The sequence below is a fragment of the Microcoleus sp. A003_D6 genome (assembly GCF_036702825.1).
Taxonomy (GTDB): Bacteria; Cyanobacteriota; Cyanobacteriia; order Cyanobacteriales; family Microcoleaceae; genus Microcoleus.
Map to the genome: position 1 here is coordinate 1 of NZ_JAUBWA010000010.1, position 4094 is coordinate 4094.

Genomic DNA, 4094 nt, shown 5'->3' on the forward strand with positions numbered 1-4094 from the left:
TAAGTTTCCCACGATCCAGATCAATGTCAATACTACCCTTGACAATTTCCCTTTTTCCTTAACTTGTCACCAATGCTTCTGTGGGGTCAGAAATTACTACGTGACCAAAGGTAGAATTGGTCAGGGATCGTCTTGCTGCTTCTTTGATAAATTCCTGAGAACCAGGGGTGAATTTCTCCATTCCCAGCACGCTGAAAATGGCAACTTCACCTTGATAATTGCCGCCGTCGTGCAGCCAGTCAAAGCCAACTTGTCCCGTGGAATCTGTAGCAAAAAAGCCGGAGTCTACCCCTAAACCTGTCAGCGGGTCAACTTTGCCGTCTGGGGTTAAACTAACTTGATAATTTGTATCGCGGGAGGGTGCGGAAATTTTGAGCGCATAATTGGTTGCGCCCAAATTATCGATGCTAAATGTTCCTGAATTTGTGCCGTTGGTTTCGATGTCTTTGACGACTTTTCCCTGACTGTCGAGAAGCTGCATCCCGACAATGGAACTAAATCCTTCAGCCGTAACTCGAAAGCTGCCTGTATTCAGCCGATTAAAACGATAGGTGTCTGTGGGGTCAGTTTTACCTGCGAAGTCGATGGAGAAATAGTTGTCGTTGAGATTGCCGATCGATATATTAGACATGATGCACCTTGATTAATAAAATTCTATGGAAAAAATCAGCCGACACAGCCAAGCAATTGCCGCAAACCCGCGTAACGACACGCGAATTCAATTTAATTAGCAAAAGGTTAGAAAATCGTTAAACTCGCTTAACTTTCCGCCGCTATTTATCTATCAGAAGTGCGCCGGAGTTTTTATGCGTTTTGTAATGAAACTTTACACTGAGTGTTTAATAACGAGTAGGAAATGGCACCGTTAGACATTTATTTTCTTCCGGTGAAAGTGTTGCCTGTAACCAGTTTCCATACCTGCAGACAAAAAGACGTAGTTTTTTATACTCCAATAATTCAGTATAATTTCGTCTAATACACAAAAATAATATCAGTTTTTATAAGCCAGCGCATCAGTAATATCTCCGAAAAGTTTAATCCAATTGGATGAATAACTAAGTATATTTATGTATAATAATCCTGAAAAAGGGAGAAGAAGCGATCGCCCGTCCCCTTTTTTCAGGTGCAGAGGTTGGAGACTTTGATACAAAGCAGAGAGACACCGGCTTTCAGGATTAAATCGATTTGAACCTCTTGTGTCAAACTTAAATCATTCGAGTTTCACACCCCTTCCCTGTGGAAAAAGCCCTACAAAAAACTAAAAAATCTCCCCAACAATCATCCCCGCCAATATCACAAACCCCACCCAAACATTTTGGCGAAAAATCTGACCGTAAACAGGATTCGGAATATCAGCATTCCGCAGTTGACTGTACTGCAAAAACCACAAAATCGTCGCCCCAAAAATTGCCATCCAAAAACCCATGTGCAAGTGCAGATTAATTCCCATTGCTGCTAACAAACCGACAGTACCAACAAAGAAAAAACCCACAGCATTAGCGGCATTATCCCCGAAAAAGATAGCGCTGGAATTCACGCCCAAACGCAAATCATCTTCCCGATCGCTCATCGCATACACTGTATCAAATCCCATCGTCCAAAATACGACTGCACCCCACAGCAGCCAAGTCGCTAATTCTAATTCGTCAACGGCGGCGCTCCAACTAATTAAAACGGCAAATCCCCACGCAATTGATAACACTAACTGCGGCACGGGAAAGAATCTTTTTGCTAGCGGGTAGCAGATAATCACCGGTACGGCGGCTACGCACAGCCAAAAACTTAAAGGATTGAGATAAAATGCGAGAATGGCCGCACAAGCAAAGGAAATTAAAGCAACTCCTATTCCAGTTTGCACGGTGAGGGCGCGGGATGCTAGCGGGCGCGATCGCGTTCTTTCTACTTCGGGATCGATATCGCGATCCCACAAGTCGTTGATCACGCATCCAGCCGCACTCGTGGCTAAGGTACCCAATACAATCACGCCCACCAATGCTGCGGGAGGCTTCCCGTCTGCTGCTAAAAAAACGGCCCACAGCGCTGGAATCATTAAAATTAGTCGCCCTGCTGGCTTGTCCCATCTCAAAAGCTTCGCGACGGTTAGCAATGTGGATTCGGTTGGGCGATCGGACTCGGTAAGCATTTTAATTTTAGATTGGAGATTTTTAATATTTTAAGCCGATGGCTCAGTAAATTCATGGAATAATTAAAAATATCTGTCAACCCCGATACACTCCTATGGTTAATTCACTTGCTGCTGCGGAGTCAAATCGCATTATTGCTGCTATTGATATGGGTACTAACTCGTTTCACATGGTGATAGCGCGGATCGATCCGAAATTGCCCGCGTTTACGATTATTGCTAGAGAAAAAGATACGGTTCGGTTGGGCGATTGCGAGGCTAAGACAGGGTGCTTGAAGTCAGAGGTGATGGAAAGGGCGATCGCAACTCTGCGCCGTTTTCAAGATATTGCTAAAACTTTCAATGCTGAACAAATTATCGCTGTTGCTACGAGTGCTGTTAGAGAAGCCCCTAACGGGCGGGATTTTCTCAAACAAGTTGCTGAAGAATTAGACCTGAATGTTAGCTTAATTTCCGGTCAGGAAGAAGCGCGGAGAATTTATCTCGGCGTTCTTTCGGGTATGGAGTTTAACAATGAGTCGCAGGTGATTATTGATATTGGGGGCGGTTCTACTGAGTTGATTTTAGGAGACAGTTCTGAGCCTCGCTGTCTCACCAGTACCAAAATTGGCGCTGTTCGCTTAACAGGAGAATTTGTCAAAACTGACCCGATTAGCAAGGAGGAGTTTGCTTATTTGCAAGCTTATATTCGGATTTCGCTGGAAAGACCGATCGACGAATTGCGATCGCAATTCAAGGCTGGCGAACCTCTGCGCTTGATCGGCACTGCTGGAACCATCGAAACTCTGGCTGCAATTAACGCTCGCGAAAATTTGGGAACAGTGCCGAGTCCCCTAGCCGGATATCAGTTAAGTTTAAAAGATTTGCGCGATTTAGTCAATCGCTTTCGCAAACTTTCTTACTCGGAAAGGCTGGCAATTCCGGGAATGTCGGACAAGCGGGCGGAAATTATTCTGGCCGGTGCTTTGATTTTGCAAGAAGCGATGACACTATTAGGAATGGAATCGCTGACTGTTTGCGATCGCTCTTTACGAGAAGGCGTAATTGTTGACTGGATGCTGACCCACGGTTTAATTGAAAACCGCTTGCGCTATCAAGGTTCAATCCGCCAGCGCAGCATTCACCACATGGCTGACAAATATCAAGTCAATTTAGAACAAAGCGAAAGAACCGCAGCATTTGCGCTCAATTTATTCGACCAAACTCAAGGAATTCTGCACAATTGGGGAACCGAAGAACGCGAGTTGCTGTGGGCGGCCGCGATTCTGCACAACTGCGGTTTATACGTCAGCCATTCGGCGCACCACAAGCATTCTTACTATTTAATTCGCAATGGTGAGTTATTAGGATACACTGAAACAGAGATTGAAGTAATTGCCAACTTGGCTCGCTATCACCGAAAAAACCCTCCGAAAAAGAAGCACGAAAATTTTGTAGTTCTCACGAAAAAATACCGGGAAGTAGTTAGTAAATTGCATCCTTTTCTGCGGTTGGCTGTGGCTTTAGACAGGCGGCAGATTGGCGCAATCTCTGATTTCAAATGCGAACACCGCCCGGAAGTTCGAGAGTTTCACTTGCGGCTGCAACCGCTCAATCCTGGGGACGATTGCGCTCTGGAACTGTGGAGTTTGGATTATAAAAAGCCGTGTTTTGAAGATGAGTATAATCTCAAATTAGTGGCAGCTTTGGAGCCTAATTTTGTTCCAGTTTAAATAGGAAGTGGAGCAACTGTAGGGTGCGTCAGGCGAAAATTATCTGTCTGTAGTCAAAAAAATCAGTCCTGACGCACCCTACAATAACGACAATAACCAACCGTAGGGTGCGTCAGCCGAAGATTATCTGTCTATCGTCAAAACATTCAGTCCTGACGCACCCTACAACAACTAACCGTAGGGTGCGTCAGACGAGGATTATCTGTCTATCGTCAAAACATTCGCTTCTGACGCACCCT

3 protein-coding genes are annotated in these 4094 nt (G+C 45.0%); 1 reads left to right on the top strand and 2 read right to left on the bottom strand.

What is annotated here, in order from left to right; translation table 11 throughout:
* Positions 1 to 58: 58 nt before the first annotated feature.
* Complete coding sequence (locus QUB70_RS04780; protein ID WP_332978675.1) at positions 59 to 631, bottom strand: hypothetical protein; 573 nt, start codon at positions 629 to 631, stop codon at positions 59 to 61.
* Between the two features lie 627 nt (positions 632 to 1258).
* Positions 1259 to 2143, bottom strand: a complete 885-nt coding sequence (locus QUB70_RS04785; RefSeq protein WP_332978676.1) for a 4-hydroxybenzoate solanesyltransferase — start codon at positions 2141 to 2143, stop codon at positions 1259 to 1261.
* A 95-nt stretch (positions 2144 to 2238) separates the two neighbouring features.
* Here QUB70_RS04785 and QUB70_RS04790 point away from each other — a divergent pair, with 95 nt between their 5' ends.
* Complete coding sequence (locus QUB70_RS04790) at positions 2239 to 3855, top strand: Ppx/GppA phosphatase family protein (protein ID WP_332978677.1); 1617 nt, start codon at positions 2239 to 2241, stop codon at positions 3853 to 3855.
* The last annotated feature ends 239 nt before the right edge of the window (positions 3856 to 4094 follow it).

What these genes read in the sequence shown, in the direction of transcription:
- QUB70_RS04780 (WP_332978675.1), bottom strand. Translation starts at nt 631, where the DNA reads ATGTCTAATATATCGATCGGCAATCTCAACGACAACTATTTCTCCATC.
- QUB70_RS04785 (WP_332978676.1), bottom strand. Translation starts at nt 2,143, where the DNA reads ATGCTTACCGAGTCCGATCGCCCAACCGAATCCACATTGCTAACCGTC.
- QUB70_RS04790 (WP_332978677.1), top strand. Translation starts at nt 2,239, where the DNA reads ATGGTTAATTCACTTGCTGCTGCGGAGTCAAATCGCATTATTGCTGCT.